The organism is Stenotrophomonas thermophila (genome assembly GCF_001499715.1).
GTDB classification, from domain to species: Bacteria; Pseudomonadota; Gammaproteobacteria; order Xanthomonadales; family Xanthomonadaceae; genus Stenotrophomonas; species Stenotrophomonas hibiscicola.
The window spans coordinates 1-18,379 of the sequence record NZ_CVIW01000017.1 but is presented as its reverse complement, the minus strand read 5'-3'; the positions used below and the strand labels follow the sequence as shown (position 1 = coordinate 18,379).

General features: G+C 67.8%; 15 protein-coding genes and 1 pseudogene. 9 read left to right on the top strand and 7 right to left on the bottom strand.

Annotated features, from left to right (window positions below):
* The first annotated feature begins 67 nt into the window (after window positions 1–67).
* Window positions 68–2,824 carry a TonB-dependent receptor gene (locus tag BN1263_RS09695; protein ID WP_058980763.1) on the top strand — a complete coding sequence of 919 codons (2,757 nt, stop codon included), beginning with the start codon at window positions 68–70 and terminating at the stop codon, window positions 2,822–2,824.
* Between the two features lie 227 nt (window positions 2,825–3,051).
* Here the strand turns inward: BN1263_RS09695 and BN1263_RS09690 are convergent, their stop codons facing one another.
* Window positions 3,052–4,665: an alpha-glucosidase family protein gene (locus tag BN1263_RS09690; protein WP_058980762.1), complete on the bottom strand. Its 1,614-nt coding sequence runs from the start codon at window positions 4,663–4,665 to the stop codon at window positions 3,052–3,054.
* A 214-nt stretch (window positions 4,666–4,879) separates the two neighbouring features.
* On the opposite strand from BN1263_RS09690, the gene BN1263_RS09685 reads away from it, so the two are divergent.
* Window positions 4,880–5,878, top strand: coding sequence for a polyprenyl synthetase family protein (locus BN1263_RS09685; RefSeq protein WP_058980759.1), 999 nt, complete (start codon window positions 4,880–4,882; stop codon window positions 5,876–5,878).
* 253 nt (window positions 5,879–6,131) lie between these two features.
* Here the strand turns inward: BN1263_RS09685 and BN1263_RS09680 are convergent, their stop codons facing one another.
* The gene (locus BN1263_RS09680; protein ID WP_058980758.1) at window positions 6,132–6,923 is read right to left on the bottom strand and encodes a dienelactone hydrolase family protein; all 792 of its coding nucleotides are present in this window, start codon (window positions 6,921–6,923) and stop codon (window positions 6,132–6,134) included.
* A 144-nt stretch (window positions 6,924–7,067) separates the two neighbouring features.
* On the opposite strand from BN1263_RS09680, the gene BN1263_RS09675 reads away from it, so the two are divergent.
* A complete protein-coding gene (locus BN1263_RS09675; protein ID WP_058980756.1) occupies window positions 7,068–7,661 on the top strand; it encodes an SMI1/KNR4 family protein in 594 nt (197 codons plus the stop codon).
* Window positions 7,662–7,748: 87 nt separating this feature from the next.
* On the opposite strand, the gene BN1263_RS09670 is transcribed toward BN1263_RS09675, so the two are convergent.
* From BN1263_RS09670 to BN1263_RS09655, 4 genes are all read right to left on the bottom strand, one after another.
* Window positions 7,749–8,282: a hypothetical protein gene (locus BN1263_RS09670; protein ID WP_058980754.1), complete on the bottom strand. Its 534-nt coding sequence runs from the start codon at window positions 8,280–8,282 to the stop codon at window positions 7,749–7,751.
* A 98-nt stretch (window positions 8,283–8,380) separates the two neighbouring features.
* The gene (murD, locus tag BN1263_RS09665) at window positions 8,381–9,790 is read right to left on the bottom strand and encodes a UDP-N-acetylmuramoyl-L-alanine--D-glutamate ligase (RefSeq protein ID WP_058980751.1); all 1,410 of its coding nucleotides are present in this window, start codon (window positions 9,788–9,790) and stop codon (window positions 8,381–8,383) included.
* Window positions 9,771–11,123 (bottom strand): UDP-N-acetyl-alpha-D-muramoyl-L-alanyl-L-glutamate epimerase, encoded by a 1,353-nt coding sequence (gene murL, locus BN1263_RS09660; RefSeq protein ID WP_058980750.1) that lies wholly within the window; start codon window positions 11,121–11,123, stop codon window positions 9,771–9,773. The genes murD and murL overlap by 20 nt, the downstream gene beginning before the upstream one ends.
* 76 nt (window positions 11,124–11,199) lie before the next feature.
* The gene (locus BN1263_RS09655) at window positions 11,200–13,794 is read right to left on the bottom strand and encodes a bifunctional aspartate kinase/diaminopimelate decarboxylase (RefSeq protein ID WP_058980747.1); all 2,595 of its coding nucleotides are present in this window, start codon (window positions 13,792–13,794) and stop codon (window positions 11,200–11,202) included.
* Between the two features lie 75 nt (window positions 13,795–13,869).
* Between BN1263_RS09655 and BN1263_RS09650 the strand changes: the two genes are divergently transcribed.
* Together BN1263_RS09650 and BN1263_RS09645 are read left to right on the top strand one after the other, a co-directional pair.
* Window positions 13,870–14,742: a PhzF family protein gene (locus BN1263_RS09650; protein ID WP_058980745.1), complete on the top strand. Its 873-nt coding sequence runs from the start codon at window positions 13,870–13,872 to the stop codon at window positions 14,740–14,742.
* 91 nt (window positions 14,743–14,833) lie between these two features.
* Window positions 14,834–15,712: a PhzF family protein gene (locus tag BN1263_RS09645; protein ID WP_058980744.1), complete on the top strand. Its 879-nt coding sequence runs from the start codon at window positions 14,834–14,836 to the stop codon at window positions 15,710–15,712.
* Window positions 15,713–15,811: 99 nt separating this feature from the next.
* Here the strand turns inward: BN1263_RS09645 and BN1263_RS09640 are convergent, their stop codons facing one another.
* The gene (locus BN1263_RS09640; RefSeq protein WP_019659396.1) at window positions 15,812–16,243 is read right to left on the bottom strand and encodes an OsmC family protein; all 432 of its coding nucleotides are present in this window, start codon (window positions 16,241–16,243) and stop codon (window positions 15,812–15,814) included.
* Window positions 16,244–16,615: 372 nt separating this feature from the next.
* On the opposite strand from BN1263_RS09640, the gene BN1263_RS09635 reads away from it, so the two are divergent.
* From BN1263_RS09635 to BN1263_RS20995, 4 genes and pseudogenes are all read left to right on the top strand, one after another.
* Window positions 16,616–17,014, top strand: a complete 399-nt coding sequence (locus tag BN1263_RS09635; RefSeq protein ID WP_005408442.1) for an HU family DNA-binding protein — start codon at window positions 16,616–16,618, stop codon at window positions 17,012–17,014.
* Between the two features lie 283 nt (window positions 17,015–17,297).
* Window positions 17,298–17,606, top strand: coding sequence for a DUF3861 family protein (locus BN1263_RS09630; RefSeq protein ID WP_019659397.1), 309 nt, complete (start codon window positions 17,298–17,300; stop codon window positions 17,604–17,606).
* A gap of 55 nt (window positions 17,607–17,661) precedes the next feature.
* Window positions 17,662–18,210, top strand: a complete 549-nt coding sequence (locus BN1263_RS09625; protein ID WP_058980741.1) for a hypothetical protein — start codon at window positions 17,662–17,664, stop codon at window positions 18,208–18,210.
* Between the two features lie 82 nt (window positions 18,211–18,292).
* Window positions 18,293–18,379 (top strand): annotated as a pseudogene (locus BN1263_RS20995) (DUF1439 domain-containing protein); the annotation flags it as partial.

Below are 18,379 nucleotides of genomic sequence, written 5' to 3'. Positions count from 1 at the left end.
CGTCGCACGTTCACGGCCCCGCCGGAACGCTCACAAATCGATCTGCAACATTGCCTGGGAGGGGAAAATGTTGAACCACAAGCGCAGCGCGCTGAGCATCGCGCTGGCCGTTGTCCTGGCGCCGACACTGGCGTCGGCACAGTCCACGCAGAACACCACCACGCCGGCCGGCACCGCCGCCACCAACCTGGATACGGTGCAGGTCACCGGCATCCGCCGCGGCATCGAGAGCGCGATCGCGGTCAAGCAGGACGCCACCTCGGTGGTCGAAGCGATCTCCGCCGAAGACATCGGCAAGCTGCCCGACGTCAGCATCGCCGAGTCCATCTCGCGCCTGCCCGGCCTGGCCGCGCAGCGCGTGGCGGGCCGTGCGCAAGTGATCAGCGTGCGCGGCCTGTCGCCGGATTTCGCCACCACCCTGCTCAATGGCCGCGAAGTGGTCAGCACCGGCGACAACCGCGGCGTCGAGTTCGACCAGTACCCGTCCGAACTGGTCAACGGCGTGACCGTGTACAAGACCCCGGATGCGGCGCTGGTCGGCCAGGGCCTGTCGGGCACCATCGACATGCAGACCGCGCGCCCGCTCAGCTTCGGCGGGCGCGTGATCGCGGTCAGTGGCCGCTACCAGAAGAGCTCGCTGGGCCGCGCCGCCAACACCGATCCGTACGGCAACCGCTTCAGCGCCAGCTACATCGACCAGTTCCTGGACAAGACCCTGGGCATCGCCATCGGCTATGCGCACAGCGACATGCCGATCCAGGAGAACCAGGTCGGCCTGTACGAGCCGTGGACCACCGAGCACACCGACAAGGGCGACCGTCCGGGCGTGGGCGCCGGCACCTACTTCTCCGATGGCATCAAGGCGCTGCGCCGCACCGGCAACAACAAGCGCGACGGCGTGATGGCCACGATCCAGTTCCGCCCGAACAACAGCTGGACCAGCACCTTCGATGCCTTCCACACCGAAGCCGAGCAGATCGACACCGCCAACCAGTTCGAGCTGAACCTCAGCAACTACAACGGCAACTACACCCCGGGCCTGCTGGTCAGCAACCCGCAGGTCAACGCCAATGGCTCGTTCACCGGCGGCACCGCCAGCGGTGTGTATCCGCTGGTGCGCGGCATGTACAACAAGCGCAAGGACAAGATCGATGCGTTCGGCTGGAACAACGAGTTCAACTTCAGCGGCGTCAAGCTGGTCGCCGACCTGAACTACTCCAAGGCCACGCGCGATGAGCTGAACCTGGAAAACAACCTGCAGCTGACCCCGATGCCACAGCTGGATACGGTCGGCGTGTCGATCCGCCAGAACGGCTTCTCGCAGATCAGCCCGGGCCTGAACTACTCCAACCCCGATGCGCTGTTCCTGACCAACACGATCTACGGCTCCGGCTACGGCAAGGTGCCGCAGGTGGAAGACCGCCTGAAGGGCGGCAAGCTGGCTGCCACCATCGCCCTTCCCGATGCCATCGCCTCGTGGGCACCGGACATCGACATCGGCGTGAACTATGCCGACCGCCGCAAGGTGAAGACCCAGTCCGAAGGCAACATCCTGCTGGGTGCGCAGGGCGATGCCAACATCGCCTCGGACCTGCAGTATCGCCCGGTCAACCTCGGCTTCGCCGGCCTCGGCTACATCCCCTCGTGGAACGTGCCGGCAGCCGTGGGTCGCTACATGACCTTCAACCCGGTCGACAACCTGGACTACCTGATTCCCAAGTCGTGGACGGTGCAGGAGAAAATCACCACCACCTGGGCGCGCCTGAACATCAACGCCGACATCGGCGACGTCGGCGTGCGCGGCAACATCGGCGTGCAGATGCAGCACACCGACCAGAGCTCGGACTCGCGCTACTGGGACAGCTCGCAGTCGGCCGGCAACAACGTGCAGCCGTACTCGAACGGCCGCACGTACAACGATTGGCTGCCGAGCCTGAACCTGGCCTTCCTGTTCCCGCACCAGCAGACGCTGCGCTTCGCCGTCGCCAAGCAGGTCGCACGCCCACGTGTGGACCAGATGCGCGCCGGCCTGGAGTTCGGCGTGGACACCGGCACCGGCCGCCCCGGCGGCAGCGGCGGCAATCCGCTGCTGGATCCGTGGCGCGCCACCGCGCTGGACCTGTCCTATGAGAAGTACTTCGGCGAGAAGGCCTATGTGGCGGCCGCGATCTTCTACAAGGACCTGAAGAGCTACGTCTATACCCAGTCGGTGGACAACTACGACTTCACCGCGCTGCTGGGCAGCTACGTGCCGCCGCCGGGCATGACCGCGCCGGTGCTGACCACCGGCACCTTCTCCGCGCCGCAGAACGGCAAGGGCGGCACGCTGAAGGGCCTGGAGCTGACCGCATCGTTCCCGCTGGAGATGCTGACCGACAGCCTGCGTGGCTTCGGCGTGCAGGCCAGCGCGACCTTCAACAAGAGCGACATCACCATCCTGGATCCGGAGAGCGCCTCCAGCGTGGGCAGTGACCCGATCAGCCTGCCGGGCCTGTCCAAGCGCGTGTACAACTTCACCGCCTACTACGAGCGCAGCGGTTTTGAAGCACGCGTCAGCCAGCGCCGCCGGTCGGACTTCATCGGCGAGATCGGCAACTTCAACGGCAACCGCAGCCTGCGCTACGTGGTTGGCGAGAACGTGACCGATGCGCAGGTCAGCTACACCTTCAGCGACAGCAGCGCCCTGCGTGGCCTGACCGTGCTTCTGCAGGGCAGCAACCTGACCAACGAGCCGTACCGCACCTACGCCGGCAGCAAGGACCGCCCGCTGGAGTACATCGAGTGGGGCCGCACCTACATGCTGGGCGTGAACTACAAGTTCTGACCACAGCCGGGTAGTGCCGGCCGCTGGCTGGCACCCCGAACCCGGTAGCGCCGGCCGCTGGCCGGCAACACAAAGGGAGCAGGACCGGAAACCCGCTGCGCAGGCAGCGGGTTTTCTTTCGCCCGGTCACCGGCATGCCACCGACCGGCGCCCGGCCATGCCGCTCACAAAAAAGGGACGGGGCGCTTCGGCCCCGTCCCCGCAAGTACCGCCACCGGAGAAAACGGTCAGCTGCGTCGGGCGCAATACACCGCGCGCGGCGGCAGCTGGAGTTCATCACCCTGCACCGTGCCCGCATCCGGGCCCGGTACCGCCACCTGCTGCCAGTTCCCCGGCGGCAGCGGATGGGTCACCGCCTCGGCCGACAGGTTGAAGGCCAGCAGGAGGGTTTCATCTGCAAGCATACGCTCGAACAGCAGCACGGGCTCGGCGCTTTCAAGGAATCTGATGCTGCCATGCAGAAGCGCCGGCTGGGTATGCCGCCAGGCCAGGAACGCCCGGAACGCCGCCAGCACCGAGTGCGGGTCGCGTTCCTGCACGGCCACCGCCGCCGCGCGGTGCTCGGCCGGGATCGGCAGCCAAGGCTGCCCGGTGGTGAAACCCGCTAACGGCGCATCGGTCCACGGCAGCGGGGTGCGGCAGCCGTCACGGCCCTTGAAATTCGGCCAGAAGGTGATGCCATACGGGTCCTGCAGGGCCTCGAACGGTACCTCGGCCTCGGCCAGGCCCAGCTCCTCGCCCTGGTACAGGCAGACCGAGCCGCGCAGCGAGCACAGCATCGCCACCAGCATCCGCGCCAGGCGCGGATCGGCCGGGTGACCGCCCCAGCGGCTGACCGCACGCTCCACGTCGTGATTGGACACCGCCCAGCACGGCCAGCCTTCGGTCATTGCCGCTTCCAGCCGCGAGACCGTATCGCGGATGTAGGCCGCACTGTAGTCGTCCACCAGCAGCTCGAAGCTGTAGCCCATGTGCAGGCGGCCATCGCGGGTGTACTCGGCCGTGGTGGCCAGCGAGTCTTCCGAAGAGATCTCGCCCAGGCTGACCGCCCCCGGGTATTCGTCCAGCAGCGCGCGCAGGCGCTCCAGGAACGGCAGGTTCTCCGGCTGCGTGTTGTTGTAGTAGTGGTACTGGTAGGCGTACGGGTTGTCCGGGCTGAAGCCGCGCCCCACCCGCTTGTCGGCGGGCTTGGCCGGGTTGTCACGCAGCTGTGCGTCGTGGAAGCAGAAGTTGATCGCATCCAGGCGGAAGCCATCCACGCCGCGGTCCAGCCAGAAGCGCACATTGTCCAGTGTGGCCTGCTGCACGTCCGGGTGATGGAAGTTCAGGTCCGGCTGGTCGACCAGGAAGTTGTGCAGGTAGTACTGCTCGCGGCGCGGCTCCCACTGCCAAGCGCCGCCACCGAACAGCGACAGCCAGTTGTTGGGCGGGGTGCCATCCTCGCGCGGGTCGGCCCAGACGTACCAGTCGGCCTTCGGGTTGCTGCGGTCCTGGCGGCTCTCGCGGAACCAGGCATGCTCGATCGACGTGTGGCTCAGCACCTGGTCGATCATCACCTTCAGGCCCAGGCCGTGGGCCTTGGCCAACAGGCGGTCGAAGTCGTCCAGGCTGCCGAACAGCGGGTCGACATCGCGGTAATCGGCGATGTCGTAGCCGAAGTCGGCCATCGGCGACCTGAAGAACGGCGAGATCCAGATCGCATCCACGCCCAGCGCGGCAATGTGGTCCAGGCGCTGGATGATGCCGGGCAGATCGCCCACGCCATCGCCGTTGGCATCAAGGTAACTGCGCGGGTAGATCTGGTAGATGACGGCTCCGCGCCACCATGGATAGTGCGACATCGACAGCCCCCCTCCGGGCATGCGGGACCCGCCGGCAGCGGGCCGAAATCCTGATCCGGCAAGCTTAGCGGTGGCCTCCCGGGCATGGCGCAACCTGCATACGTATTCACGCGGAGGGCCGCGCAGGCCGGGCTGGAATTGCCGCGCGGACCGGTTTGCGCCCGAATTCACGGCCAGCGCCTATAATCAGTGGTGAGCCTGAAAGCCTGATCGCATGACCATCACCGAAGACACCCGTCCCGCCCTGGGCCTGCCCCAGATCCAGTCGCTTGCCGCGGCCGACATGGCCGCCGTCGACGCCCTGATCCGGCGCCGGCTGTCTTCGGACGTCGTGCTGATCAACCAGATCGCCGACCACATCATTTCCGCCGGCGGCAAACGCCTGCGCCCGATGCTGGTGATGCTGGCCGGCCACGCGGTGGGCCAGGCCGGCCCGGAACACCACCAGCTGGCGGCGATCATCGAGTTCATCCACACCTCCACCCTGCTGCACGACGATGTGGTAGACGAATCCAGCCTGCGCCGTGGCCGCAGCACCGCCAACGCACTGTGGGGCAACGCGCCCAGCGTGCTGGTCGGCGACTTCCTGTACTCGCGCAGCTTCCAGCTGATGGTCGAGCTGGAGCGCATGCCGGTGATGCAGATCCTGGCCGACGCCACCAACCGCATCGCCGAGGGTGAAGTGCTGCAGCTGCTGCACGTGCACAATCCGGATACCGACGAAGCCGCCTACCTGCGCGTGATCGAGCGCAAGACCGCGGTGCTGTTCGCCGCCGGCACCCGCCTGGGCGCGCTGGCCAGCGGCGTGGATGAAGCGACCCAGCAGGCCCTGTTCGACTACGGCATGCACCTGGGCTATGCGTTCCAGATTGCCGACGACGTGCTGGACTACTCGGCCAACGCCGAGGAGCTGGGCAAGAACCTGGGCGACGACCTCGCCGAGGGCAAGGCCACGCTGCCGCTGATCCACGCGATGGCCCACTCCGACGACGCTACCCGCGAACGCCTGCGCACCATCGTGCAGGACGGCGACGCCTCGGCGATGCCGGAAGTACTGGCCGCGATCCGCTCCACCGGCGGCCTGGAGTACAGCCGCGCGCGTGCCGAGGAATATGCCGAAGCCGCCGAGCGCGCCCTGGATGGCCTGGGCGACAACGATGCCGTGGCCGCCCTGCGTGGCCTGGCCCGCTACGCGGTGCGGCGCTCGCATTGATCGGTAGTGCCGACCAACGGTCGGCACCTACCAAACCGGCATTCCAGTGGGTGCCGACCGTTGGTCGGCACTGAAACGGTCGCATTGACCGCATCTGGTAGTGCCGGCCGCTGGCCGGCATTGAAGCATCGGTAGGTGCCGACCGTTGGTCGGCACTGAAGCATCGGTAGTGCCGGCCGCTGGCCGGCATTCCCGATGACATCCGCAGCATCATGAGGTTGCCGGCCAGCGGCCGGCACTACCACTGCACGAATCAACGTTTCTCGAAGCGCTCCTCGAAGAACTCATCCAGCGCCTTCCACGCGCGCTTGGCCGCCCGCTCGTTGTACTGGCACCCCGGCGGGCTGTTGGCGTCGCGCTCGGCGAAGCAGTGCACCGCACCGCTGTAGTTGGTGAACTCCCAATCGACCTTGGCCGCATCCATTTCCTTCTGGAAGGCGGCGATGTCCTCGGCGGTCACGCTCCTGTCGTCGGCACCATTGAGCACCAGCACCGACGGGTGACTGCCACCGGCCTGCGCCGGCAGCGGCGAACCCAGCCCGCCGTGCAGGCTGACCACACCGGCCAACGGCGCACCTGCACGGGCCAGCTCCAGCACCGTGGTGCCGCCAAAGCAGAAGCCCACCGCACCGGTCCGGCTGGCATCGAGCGGCACCCTGCCGGCCTGCGCCTTGAGCACGTTCACCGCTTCCAGTGCACGCGCGCGCAGCAGCGGCCGGTCGTTGCGCAGCTTGCTGGCCACCGGCCCCGCCTCCGCATCGGTCTTCGGCCGCACGTCCTTGCCATAGACATCGGCCACCAGCACCACGTAGTCATCGCCGGCCAGCTGCTTGGCCTTCTCGACTGCCGACTCGTTCACACCCTTCCAGTTCGGCACCATCACCAGGCCCGGGCGCTTGTCGTTGTCGCTATCGTCATAGACCAGCACGCCACTGAAGGTCGTGCCCTGGTGTTTCCACTCCACCGGCTGCGTCTTCATCGCCGCCCACGCCGGCATCGCCGCCAGCCCCAGCATCATCGCCACACCGCATCGCCAACGATTCATGCGCCTGCTCCGCAAGAAAAAGGGGACGGAAAAAGGGGACGGAGGGGATTAAGCCGTATTCGCCCCTCCCGCGTCGCATTCTGCATTGGCGGCGTGACGCAGGTGTGGTTGGATACGACTTGATCCCCTCCGTCCCCTTTTCGCATGAATCTTGTTGATCGCTTTCTGTCTGGCCTGATCCCGCGTTTGCATGCCGAGGATGCCCCGCACTGGGTCCACGTGCAGGGCGCCAGCGCTGAAGACCTGCAGCGCCTGCGTGTGCAGTGGCCGCAGGTGCCGGACAGCCTGGTGGAACTCCTATCGCGCGTGGATGGCACGCACTACCGGGAGTACCCCGGCGGCAAGGTCTGCGTACTGATGCTGGGCTCGGACGTGGAGGACGGTGGCTACCCGTACTACCTGCGATCGGTCGCCCAGATCTTCGAGGACCAGCAGCGGTGGGACGACAGCATCCGTTCCATCTACGAAGAGTGGCTGGATGAGGAACCGGAGATTCTCGGCGAGGGCATCGACGCGGATCTGCCGATGAGCCGCCGGCTGTGTTTCTCGCACTGCATGAACAACGGCGGCACCTCGATGCTGTACCTGGATTTCGACCCCGCACCGGGCGGTACGGTCGGCCAGGTGGTGCGCTACCTGCACGATCCGGACAGCTACGCGGTGATCGCGCCCAGCTTCGATGCCTACCTGCAGCAGCTGATTGACGGCGATTACGCGTTCATCGACGAAGACGAATGAAGGCAGCCGAGCGTGGGCTCGGCGCTACAGCGGAGCCACGCCATGCGTGGATGAATTTCTCCGCAGGTTGCCGGCCAGCGGCCGGCACTACCCGCGTTCGATCCAGTGCAACGTGCCCGGCTCGAATGCCAGCAGATCCGACGCCGCCAGGTGCGCGCGCGGCCAGTGGCGTTCCGGCGGCTTCGGCTGCCGGGCCCCCACAGAACCGTCGTAGTCGCGTACCAGCAGGCCGATGCGCGCGGCCCCAGCCTGCAACAGCGCATCGATACGCTGCAACCACTGGCCGGCATCATCCAGGGCTTCATCGCTGAGTGCCCGCTGATCCTGTTCATGCCGCGCCAACCGCGCCGCCAACGCGCGGGCGATCTTCGCTTCGCTCCAGCCCTTCCTGCGCCAGCGTTCGGCATCGCCGTTCCACTCACGAACCGCCTGCGCCGAGGCCAGCGACGTGCCGCAATCGCAGTGCGCGGCACTCAGCCACGGCTGCCAATCCGGGCCCACCACTGACTGCAGGCTGGGCGAATCCTGCGCAAACAGGCGCCGGCCACTGCGCTGCATGATCGCGGCGGCTTCAACGTGCGATAAGGATGCGGGCAGGAACAGGGTAATGAAGGTGCACATGCGGGCATCCGGGTCCGTCCGGGGATGCCTGCATGATAAATGCACGATGGGGTCAGAGCCCTTTCCTGAGGAAAGGGATCCGACCCCGATCCGGCGGATCAGGCGATGCCCAACCCCGGAATCGCGCTGATGCTGTCCGGATCGAATCCGGCCAGTTCGGCGAAATGGCGGCCACGCGCCACGTAGTCGCGGTAGGCACCAAAGCTCGGCGCACCCGGCGACAGCAGCACCACCCCGCCCTGCGCGCCCAGAGCCGTGCGCGCCAAGGCCATCGCCTCGGGCAGGTCGCCGGCGGCGTGCAGGCCGAAGCGGCCGGCATCGGCCAGCGGCTGCAGCATGGCATGGATGCGCGGGCCGTTGCTGCCCATGGTCACGATCTCCACCGGTGGCACGTCGTGGGCCATGTGCTGCATGAAATCGGTCCAGTCCAGGCCACGGTCGTGCCCGCCCACCAGCAGCGCGATGCGCTGCCCGGCGAAGCACTCCAGCGCGGCCAGGCTGGCGTGCGGCGTGGTGCTGATCGAATCGTTGACGTAGGTCAGGCCATCGGCCACGCCGATGCGCTGCAGGCGGTTCGGCAGCGGGCGGAAATCCTGCACCGCCGGTGCCAGCGCCACCGCGTCCAGGCCCAGTGCCTCCAGCGCGGCCAGCACCGCGCACAGGTTGCCGCGATTGTGACGGCCCGGCAGCGGCGTGTTGCGGGTATCGAACACGGCCTGCTCACCGTGATGCACGATGTCGCCCCGCATGTGCCAGCCCTGCGGCTGGTTGAACCAGACCACCTCACTCTCGGGCAGCGACAGTGCCGCCAGGTGCGGATCTGCGGCATTGAGCACGGCGATGCGCGGTGCGGCTTCAGTCACCAGCCGCAGCTTGTCCTCGATGTAACGCTGTTCGCTGCCGTGCCAGTCCAGGTGTTCGGGGAACAGGTTCAGTACCACCGCCACCTGCGGGCGGGCGCCACTGCGCGCTACTTCACCGGTCTGGTAGCTGGACAGTTCCACCGCCCAGTATTCCGGCGCGGGCTGCGGATCCAGCACTTCAAGCAGCGGCAGGCCGATGTTGCCGACCAGTCCGGTGCGATGCCCGGCGGCCCGCAGCAGGTGCGCGACCAGCGCGGTGGTGGTGCTCTTGCCCTTGGTGCCGGTCACGCACACGGTGTCGTGCACGATGCCATCGTCAGCCGCGTGCTCCGCAAACCACAGCGCGGTGCCGCCGATGAAGGTGGTGCCCTGCTCTGCCGCCGCCAGCGCGATCGGCTGGTAAGGGCTGATGCCGGGCGACTTGATCACCACATCGAACGCGGCCAGCGCTTCGGCCGAGGGGTCGCCAAGTACCTGCAGCGCGCCCTGCGTTTCCGCACGCGCGGCTTCGGCTTCAGCGGCCGGGCAGAACAGGCTCAGCGGCATCGTGGGCAGGCGCTCACGCAGCACCGCAAACGCGGCGCGGCCCTCGCGGCCCCAGCCCCACAGCGCGACGCGCTTTCCTTCAAGCTTCGAAATCTTCACGCACCCGTTCCCACAGCGCAGCCGGAACGCGGTGCTCGCCCTGCAGCTGCAGCAGCGGTGCCAGTTCCAGTTCGGCGGCATCCAGCTGCGGCTGGATCTCGTTGCAGAAGCGCTTCACCAGCACGTCTTCCTTCCATTCCGGGCGCTGCGCCAAGGTCGCCATCGCCGCACGCGATTCGCGGCCTTCGCCCACGCACTCGAACGGCTTGTGGTCCTGGAATTCCAGCAGCGCGTCGAAGCCACCGGCCTGTTCGGCATCGTCCAGCAGGTTGCGGCCAAAGATGCGCACCAGGCGCGTCTTGGGCATGAACGGGGCCAGCGCCAGGAAGACGAAATGGCACTTCGGGCAGACACCGCACCAGCGGTTCACCGGGCGCTCGCCGAGGATGTGGAAATTGCGGTTGCAGCTGGAGAAGTGCGCGTCGTAGAAATCGGTCTTGGCGAACTGGCGGGCCACCGCCAGCTCGGACATCGGGCGCAGCAGCGAGTAGTACTGCAGGTCCGCCGCCACGTACTTCCGCACATGGCTGCCGAACGCCTGCTCGCAGGCCCAGCCCTTGGACCACTGGTGATTCACTTCGCCGGTGCCCGGAATCTGGCTGCCGTAGCTGGCCGAACGCTCGTTGGAGAACACGACCTGGTCCACGCCGTGCAGCAACGCGGCCAGCACCATGATTGCCGAGTTCACCACCGTCACCGGGATATGGCCGTTCCAGGCGCCCTGGCGGTTCAACTCGAACAGTTCCGGCGCCAGCGTGCGGCCCAGGTTCAATGTCGGCAGGCCGGTGCGCTCAGCGCACGCACGGATCAGCTGCGAGCCACCGATCCAGGTCACGGTCTCGTCCACGCCGGCACGGCGCAGCGCTTCGATGCTCACCAGCGAATCCTTGCCGCCGCCGATGGCCACCAGCGCGTGCGGCCGCAGACCCAGCGCCGGCGCCTGCACGGCCTCGCCCTGCACCGGCAACCGGAAGCGGCCGCGCAGGTTCAGGCCGTTGCGGTAGGCGAATTCGCCCAGGCCATTGAGGTAAATGGTCTCCACCAGTGCGGCGGTATCGGCATCGATGCTGTAACTGTCGATGCTGACCGTATCCGGTACGCCGGCCTTGTAGTAGCTGACGCCGGCAATCAGGTGCAGCAGCTGCAGCGCACGCTGCACGGCGGCGGCGCGCGCCTCGTCCAGCGCGAACGGGGCACCGGGCACGGTGATGGTTTCCACCATCTCCGGGCCGTCGTCGAAGGCGTAGACCAGCCGGGCCACGCCGGTATCCGCTGCGAAGTCGCAACGGACGAAGCGGAAGCGGGAAACCTGGTGTTTGTCGAAAGCAGTCATGGTGTATCCGGTCAGGCACGGGCCCGCGCGAGGGCGCGGGGCGTGTCGGTGGGCGGGTGCAGGGCGCGCATGGTGATCATTCGATCACGTCTTCGCGCGGCAACATCCGCTGGTTGTAGGTGTTGGCCATCACATAGCCGTAGGCACCGGCATCTGCGATCAGCATCACGTCGTCCGGCGCGGTGGACACCGGCAGCTTGCGGCGCTTGCCGAACACATCGCTGGATTCGCAGATCGGGCCGACCACATCGAACGCCGCTTCGGCATAACCGCCCTGGCGGCTGAGGTTCTCGATGTCATGCCAGGCGTCGTACAGCGCCGGGCGCATCAGTGCGTTCATGCCGGCGTCCAGGCCGACACGGCGCACGCCGTCCTTTTCCACCACCTGGGTGGCATGGGTCAGCAGCACGCCCGATTCGGCCACCAGGTAGCGGCCCGGCTCGATCGCCAGGCGGAATGCCGGGTGCAGCGCCTTGACCTCGGCCAGGCCCTCGGCCCAGGCGTCCAGGTCGAAGGGTTCGTCTTCGTCGCTGTACGGAATCGGCAGGCCGCCACCGATATCGATGGTCTGCACGCTGCCGATGCGGCGGGCGAAACCGGCCAGCTCATCGCACATCAGGCGCCAGTGCTGCGCGGTTTCCACCCCGCTGCCCAGGTGCGCATGCAGGCCCACCACGCGGCTGCCCAGTTCGGTGGCCGCGCGCACGAACTCGTCGACGCGGGCGATCGGCAGGCCGAACTTGGACTCCTTGCCACCGGTGCGGACCTTGGCGTGGTGGCCCTCGCCCCGGCCCAGATCGACGCGCAGCCACAGCTCGCGGTTGCGGAACAGGTCCGGCCAGCGCTGCAGCGCTTCCACGTTGTCGACGGTCACGGTCACGCCCAGCGCGAACGCCGCCTCATACTCGCTGCGCGGGCAGAAGCTGGGGGTGAACAGCACGCGCTTGGGCGACAGTTCCGGCAGGTGCTGGAACACATGCTTCAGCTCGCCGTGCGACACGCACTCCAGGCCGAAGCCTTCGGCTACCAGCAGCTGCAGGATGGCCGGGTGGCTGTTGGCCTTGATCGCGTAGTAGCGCTGGTCGATCGGCTTGATTGCGGCCAGTGCACGGGCGCGGGCGCGCACCGTCGGCAGGTGATAGACGTAGCGCGGCGTACCGGCATCGGCCAGCTGCAGCAGGTGCGCACGCTGGCCGCGCCACCACGGCGTGCCGCGCGGGCGCACGGTGCCGGCAATCTCGCGCCAGCGCGGGCCGAACACTTCGGTCTCCTCCACCGGCATCGCGCCGCTGTCGATCAGCTCTGCGTGCAGGATCGGCAGCAGGCCATCGGCATCGGCCTCGTCGATGACGAAGGTCAGGTTCAGGTCGTTGGACGACTGCGAGATCATGTGCACGCGCTCGCGGCCGAAGGTGGCCCACACGTCCGACAGCTTGTGCAGCAGCGAGCGCATGCCGCGGCCCACCAGGGTGATCGCCGCGCACGGCACGATCACCTTCACCTTGCAGATCTGCGACAGGTCCGCCGACAGCGCGGCCAGCACATCGGTGTTGACCAGGTTCTCGGACGGGTCCAGCGACACGGTGACGTTGGTCTCGGCCGAACCGATCAGGTCCACCGACAGGCCGTGCTTCTTGAACAGGTTGAACACATCGGCCAGGAAGCCGACCTGCTGCCACATGCCGATGCCTTCCATCGACACCAGCACGATGCCGTTGCGGCGGCTGATCGCCTTCACCCCCGGCACCGGTGCGGCGCTGCCATCGATGCTGGTGCCCGGCAGTTCCGGGCGCTCGGTATCGAGGATGGCCATCGGCACGCCGCCATCGCGGCACGGCTTGATCGAGCGCGGGTGAAGCACCTTGGCGCCGGTGGTGGCGATTTCCTGCGCTTCGTAATAGTCCAGGCGGGTCAGCAGGCGCGCGTCCGGCACGTCCTTGGGATTGGCGCTGAACATGCCCGGCACATCGGTCCAGATCTCCACCCGGCTGGCGCCGAGCAGCGCACCGAAGTACGCCGCCGAGGTATCCGAGCCACCACGGCCGAGGATGGCGGTACCGCCATCGGCATGCCGCGAAATGAAGCCCTGGGTGATCAGCAGGCGGGTCGGCTGCGCGCGGAAGCGCTGCACCCACTCCGCGTCTGCGCGCCACTGGCAGTTCACCGACAGCCGCTGCGACCAGTCGCTCTGGTTCGGCTGCGGCGGCATCGCGTCCAGCCACTGGCGAGCATCCATCCAGCCCATGTCCAGGCCCGAGGCGCGCAGGTAGGCCGCGCCCAGGGTGGAGGACAGCAGCTCGCCCTGGCCCAGCACTTCGGCCTGCCAGTCGAGCGGACGGGTGGCTGCACGCGCATCGTCGAGCAGGCCCTGCAGCGCGGCCAGCCGTTCGGCCAGCACCTCGCGACCCAGGCCGAGTTCGGCCAGGAAGCCTTCATGGCGTTCGACCAGCGCTGCCACGCGGTCCCGGCTATCGGGCGCGCCGTCGGCAATCGCGGTCAGTTCGTTGGTGACCCCGGACAGCGCCGATACCACCACCAGCACGCGCGAGCCGGTCTCTTCCGCGCGTTTTTTCGCCAGCTTCCCGATCGTGTCCCAGCGGTGACGACGCGACACCGAAGTGCCGCCGAACTTCAGTACGATCCAACGATCGACAAGGGGGGAAGCTGACATGGATTGGCTATGTAGAATGTGGGGAAGCCGCCCTCGGGGGCGGAACCCTTGATTCTAAGCGCAATATCCCCGTAGATGGCCGTCCTCCGTTACCTGCAGCTCGATGTCTTCGGCCCCCGCCCCGGAACCGGCAATCCACTGGGCGTCATCCTGGACGCCGACGCGCTCTCCAGCAGCCAGATGCAGGCCCTGGCCGCCTGGCTGAACCTGTCCGAGACGGTGTTCTTCCTGCGCCCCACCGCGCCCGGCGCCGATTACCACATCCGCATCTTCACCCCGACCCGTGAGCTGGCCTTCGCCGGCCACCCCAGCGTCGGCGCCGCCTGGGCGGCGGTGACCTGCGGCCTGGCCCAACCGCGCGCCGGCGCCCTGCTGCAGCAATGCGCGGCAGGGTTGCTGCCGGTATGGGTGAGCGGCCCGGCCGAGGCACTGGAGATCCAGCTGGCCAGCCCGCCGGCACGGCAACTGGACACGGAGGCAGGCGGAGCGCCCGCCGCGCTGTTGGCGCTCGCTGCCGACGGGCAGGTGCCCGAACTCTGGGACAACGGCGCACGCTGGTGGCTGCTGCCACTGCGCGATGCCGACGCCGTGCGCAGCCTGCTGCCGGACATGGCCGCGCTGGCCGACTGGAGCCTCGCCACCGATGCTACAGGCCTGGCCGTCTTCGCCGACGAGGCCAGCTCCGACCACACCCGCGTGGTGCGTGCCTTCTGCCCCGCTGATGCGCCCGCCGTGCCCGAGGATCCCGTGACCGGCAGTGCCAATGCACTGATAGGCGCCTGGCTGCGGCAGCGGAATGCCCTGCCCGGCCGCGAGGGCCGCTACGTGGCCAGCCAGGGCCGCGAAGTGGGCCGCGATGGCCGCGTGCAGGTGCAGGTCGACGCGCAGGGCACGGTGTGGATCGGCGGCCAGGTGCAGTGCGTGATCGACGGCAGCATCCATTGGTAGCGTCGGGCCACGCCCGGCGAACGCCGCACACGGACGCCGGGCATGGCCCGGCGCTACCGTATCCCCACTCGTTTTTCGGAGTTTGCCCCCTATGACCACCCGCCGTTTCCTGCAGCTGGATGTGTTCTCCCCGCGCGCCGGCGCTGGCAATCCGCTGGCCGTGGTGCTCGATGCCGAGGGCCTGGACGACGCCAGCATGCAGGCGATCGCGCGCTGGACGCGTCTGCCCGAGACCACCTTCGTGTTCCCGCCCCAGGCAGCCGGTGCCAGCTACCGGCTGCGCATGTTCAGCCCGCAGAAGGAAGTGCCGTTCGCCGGCCACCCCAGCGTCGGCACCGCGCATGCGGTGCTGCAGGTGGGCCTGGCCGGAGCGGTTGACGGTGTGCTGGTGCAGGACGGCATTGCCGGCGCGCTGCCGCTGCGCGTCAGCGGTGAGGGTACGCAACAGCGCATCGCCATCCGCACCCCGCGCGCGCAGCTGGCCGAAACTGCCGAGGCCTGCGATCCACGCCTGCAGGCTGCACTGAGGGGCTGGCCTCTGGGTTCGTTGCCGCCGGCGCGCATGCAGGGCGGGCGTAGCTGGTGGGTGGTGCAGGTGGCCGATGAAGCCTCGTTGCGCGCCCTGCAACCCGACTGGGATGCGGTGGCCGCACTGGCCGAGTCCACCGACAGCATGGGCGTGTTCGCCTATGCCTTCAGCGATGGCGGTGAGGGATTCGATCTGGCCGTGCGTGCCTTCGTCGGCAACGGTCGCCGCTTCGAGGACGCCGCCTCGGGTGCGGCCAATGCGGTGCTTGCCGCATGGCTGGACCTGCGCGACGCGCTGCCGCGTGGGCGGACGCCGTTCGAAGTCAGCCAGGGCCGCGAAGTCGGCCATGACGCGCGCCTGACCCTGCTGGTCGATGGGGATGGCGAGGTATGGTCAGGCGGCCAGGTGCAGACCGTCATCACCGGCACCATCGATTGGTAAAGGGACACTGTAGAGCCGAGCCCGCGCTCGGCTGCTCTCCGGCCAGATCACGGGAGCTGCAGAAGCCGAGCATGGGCTCGGCTCTACAGATGCGTCGGCTCAGCCCAGTTCGGCTTCCAGGCTGATCGGCACCGCACTGAGCGCCTTGGACACCGGGCAGTTCTGCTTGGCGTCATCGGCAATGGCGCGGAACTGCGTCGCGTCGATGCCAGGCACCACCGCCTTTACCTTCAGCCGGATCTGCGACAGCTGCGGGCCGCCTTCCATCGACAGGTCGACCTTGGCTTCGGTGTCCAGCGAGGTCGGGGTAAAGCCAGCCTCGCCGAGCTTGGCCGACAGCGCCATGGTGAAACAGCCGGCATGTGCGGCGGCAATCAGCTCTTCCGGATTGGTGCCCTTTTCGTCGCCGAAGCGGCTGTTGAAGCCGTAGCGGGTCTTGTCCAGCAGTCCACTCTGCGGCGTGCTCAGCTGCCCCTTGCCCGACTTCAGATCGCCTTCCCAGTGCGCGGTGGCGTGTCGCGAGATTCCCATTGTGCTGCTCCTGCATGGCGGTGATGAACGGCCACCCTCGCATGCCACGCGTTAGCCCTGCGTCGCTCCGCCGCACGCCCCACGTCGCCCCCGACCCCGGAAGATGGACACTTCCTCGCCAGCGCGCAACGCATTTTCCTCTTGTTTTCAGTGGTTTCGCGCAGTGCACCAAGGGGCAGGCGGCGGGCTTCGAGCACGCTGACACGCCCCCAGCCTCCACCGCCGGCCATGTACTGAATCGGCCTGGATATGAAAAAACATGCACTTTCCGCGCTTCGGGCTATTGGCGGCGCCCAAGAGTTGCCCTACATTGCGCTTGCCGACGGGGTTCGGCGCCGACCAAACAACCAACCGTTCACGGAACAGGAAACCATGGCAAAGACCGCTAAGAAGGCTGCCCCGAAGAAGGCAGTGAAGAAAGTCGCGACGAAGGCAGCCGCCAAGCCGGCCGCTCCGAAGCCGATCAAGGAAGTGCTGACCAAGTCCGGCCTGGTTGCACACATCGCTGAAGCCTCCGGCGTCGTCGCCAAGGACGTCCGCGCTGTGCTGGCCTCGCTGGAAAGCGCCGTCGCCTCCTCGGTGCACAAGAAGGGCGCTGGCTCGTTCACCCTGCCGGGCCTGCTGAAGATCACCACCGTCAATGTGCCGGCCAAGCCGAAGCGCAAGGGCATCAACCCGTTCACCAAGGAAGAGCAGTGGTTCGCTGCCAAGCCGGCCACCACCAAGCTGAAGGTGCGTCCGCTGAAGAAGCTGAAGGACGCCGCGCTGTAAGCGCGCGCCCCAACGCGGATTGCAACGGGACGGCTCTGGCCGTCCCGTTTTTTTTTGCGCGCTTCCCGCGCCATGCGTGGATGCGCCGCCCCGGGGCCATCCGCAACACAGCGTTGCCGCATATCGGGAAACGACCGCTCAGGCCCGCCGTCACTGGCAGGGCGCGCCCTCTGCAGGCCCCGGAACGTACCGGGTGGAACACTGCGTGCGGCGCCAGCCGTCGCAGCCGGCCGTGGCCTTGCCTATGGTGAGCACATCCTCCACAGCTACGACGAGCACCCCCATGGCCAGCCCCTCCACCCGCTACCGGATCTCGGTGACCCCCATCGAAAAGGACGGGTTGCAGTGCACCGGGCGCTGCACCATCGAACTGGAACATCGCGCCAGCCGAGACCTCATGCGCCTGCTGGAGGCGGCGCCGCGCACCGCTGGCGTCAGCGGCGACGAGCGCGCGACCCTGGTGATCGCCACCCAGCTGCTGCGCGACATCGTGCAGCGCCACGCCGAAACAGAAGGCCATGCCCTGGCCGCCATCGCCGCGCAGGTGCTGCCGGCGCTGGATGCACTGGAACAGCTGCCCTCCTCCCGCTGATCGCCGCACAGCCGATACACTGCCTCCTTCCGTTCGCCTCGGGGAGGAGGCTGGCATGCGCAGGTTCCTGATACTGATCGCACCACTGGTGCTGCTGGCCTGCTCCAGGTCGCCATCGCGATCCGACGCAGCGGATGCCGCACCGCCGGTAGCGGCCAGGACGACTGCCAGCACGAAGCCACAGACCGCCGCAGCAAGCGATGCAGCGGCTGCGCGGGCCATCGATGTCGATCCCCTGTTTGCCGCCGTCGCGGCCGACGCCGAGCTGCCCGCGGCCATGCTCAACGCGTATGTCATGGCCCTGCTCAATCGCGATCGCAAGGCCGCCGACGCCGCGTGGACTTTCCCGCCCAGCGATGCCCGGCGCGCTGACGATGCCGCATTGCGCCAGCTGACGGACGTGCGCAGCCTCCGCCTGACCAGCGAGCTGCCGATCGCGCGCGACGGCCACCAGCCGCCCCAGCTGCTGGAGGTTCCGGTGCGGATCCGCGCGGTGACTCCTGAGGGCACCTTCCGCTTCGGCGGCTGGTACCGGGTGCAACCCAGCGCCGACGGCAGCGCCTGGCAGATTCAGTCGGCACAACTGCGGCCATCGCTGGACTGAACCGTTGCGGCGGCATGCACGCGCGATTCAGCCGGCAAGGCTACTCTTTGAACCATCCATTCCGCATCCATCGGTCTCTGCCATGCGCCTGCGTTCCCTGATGACCCGCCTCGCGGCCTCCACCGTGCTGATCGCCGCTGCAATCGGCGCCCAGGCTGCGCCTTCCATT

Coding starts and splice junctions, on each gene's coding strand:
- BN1263_RS09695 (WP_058980763.1), top strand. CDS start 68: ATGTTGAACCACAAGCGCAGCGCGCTGAGCATCGCGCTGGCCGTTGTC.
- BN1263_RS09690 (WP_058980762.1), bottom strand. CDS start 4,665: ATGTCGCACTATCCATGGTGGCGCGGAGCCGTCATCTACCAGATCTAC.
- BN1263_RS09685 (WP_058980759.1), top strand. CDS start 4,880: ATGACCATCACCGAAGACACCCGTCCCGCCCTGGGCCTGCCCCAGATC.
- BN1263_RS09680 (WP_058980758.1), bottom strand. CDS start 6,923: ATGAATCGTTGGCGATGCGGTGTGGCGATGATGCTGGGGCTGGCGGCG.
- BN1263_RS09675 (WP_058980756.1), top strand. CDS start 7,068: ATGAATCTTGTTGATCGCTTTCTGTCTGGCCTGATCCCGCGTTTGCAT.
- BN1263_RS09670 (WP_058980754.1), bottom strand. CDS start 8,282: ATGTGCACCTTCATTACCCTGTTCCTGCCCGCATCCTTATCGCACGTT.
- murL (WP_058980750.1), bottom strand. CDS start 11,123: ATGACTGCTTTCGACAAACACCAGGTTTCCCGCTTCCGCTTCGTCCGT.
- BN1263_RS09655 (WP_058980747.1), bottom strand. CDS start 13,794: ATGTCAGCTTCCCCCCTTGTCGATCGTTGGATCGTACTGAAGTTCGGC.
- BN1263_RS09650 (WP_058980745.1), top strand. CDS start 13,870: ATGGCCGTCCTCCGTTACCTGCAGCTCGATGTCTTCGGCCCCCGCCCC.
- BN1263_RS09645 (WP_058980744.1), top strand. CDS start 14,834: ATGACCACCCGCCGTTTCCTGCAGCTGGATGTGTTCTCCCCGCGCGCC.
- BN1263_RS09640 (WP_019659396.1), bottom strand. CDS start 16,243: ATGGGAATCTCGCGACACGCCACCGCGCACTGGGAAGGCGATCTGAAG.
- BN1263_RS09635 (WP_005408442.1), top strand. CDS start 16,616: ATGGCAAAGACCGCTAAGAAGGCTGCCCCGAAGAAGGCAGTGAAGAAA.
- BN1263_RS09630 (WP_019659397.1), top strand. CDS start 17,298: ATGGCCAGCCCCTCCACCCGCTACCGGATCTCGGTGACCCCCATCGAA.
- BN1263_RS09625 (WP_058980741.1), top strand. CDS start 17,662: ATGCGCAGGTTCCTGATACTGATCGCACCACTGGTGCTGCTGGCCTGC.